The sequence below is a fragment of the Acidithiobacillus albertensis genome, from assembly GCF_001931655.1.
Lineage (GTDB): Bacteria > Pseudomonadota > Gammaproteobacteria > Acidithiobacillales > Acidithiobacillaceae > Acidithiobacillus > Acidithiobacillus thiooxidans.
Map to the genome: position 1 here is coordinate 1 of NZ_MOAD01000097.1, position 663 is coordinate 663.

At 50.8% G+C, this 663-nt stretch carries 1 protein-coding gene; it reads right to left on the reverse strand.

The features are described 5' to 3' along the window. On the reverse strand, positions 1–663 hold a 663-nt coding region (locus tag BLW97_RS19300; protein WP_158025243.1), incomplete at both ends, for a UvrD-helicase domain-containing protein.

Below are 663 nucleotides of genomic sequence, written 5' to 3' on the forward strand. Positions count from 1 at the left end.
CAGCCCCCCGCCAACTATAGATTTGCTGATGCGCATCCCCCACATAAAAGACGGGCAAAGATTGCGCCGTGGTCAACATCAACATCAAATGATCCGCATCCTGCGCCTCATCGAACAAAATATATTCGTAGCCAAAGCGGCTGGATGACAGGTCCGGCATGGACGCGACAAATTCGCGTAAATACAAATCGTGCGTCACCGGAAAATCGCTCGTGGGCCTGCGCATTTCGTTATAAATTTTTTGTGCCAGCGGCAAGGCTTCCGACTGGATCTGGAAACAAACCTTGCGTTGCATATCGCTTTCAATCCTGGATTGACGCTGATCAACCTCAGATTTGGTCACATCAGGTTTCCATGCAAAGATGGTTTTGCAGGCATCCGGCCAGACTGAATGTTCAGGACCCACCTCATCATCGATGGTGCGAAGAAACTTCCCCAGAGAATCCAGGGCCATCCCCGAAACCAAATAGGCGTGATCGCCTCCGACACAAAAACGCTCCCGAATGAATCCGGCATTGAGACGCTGATTCAACCGCGAACCATACTTCTTGCCGAATCCGGCAAAAGCCAAAGAATGAAAGGTTCGTGCCGTGCAGTTGGTCCCGGAAAAACGTTTTTGCGCTTCGACCGCAATCCCTTTATTGAAGGACAAATACAGCCCCC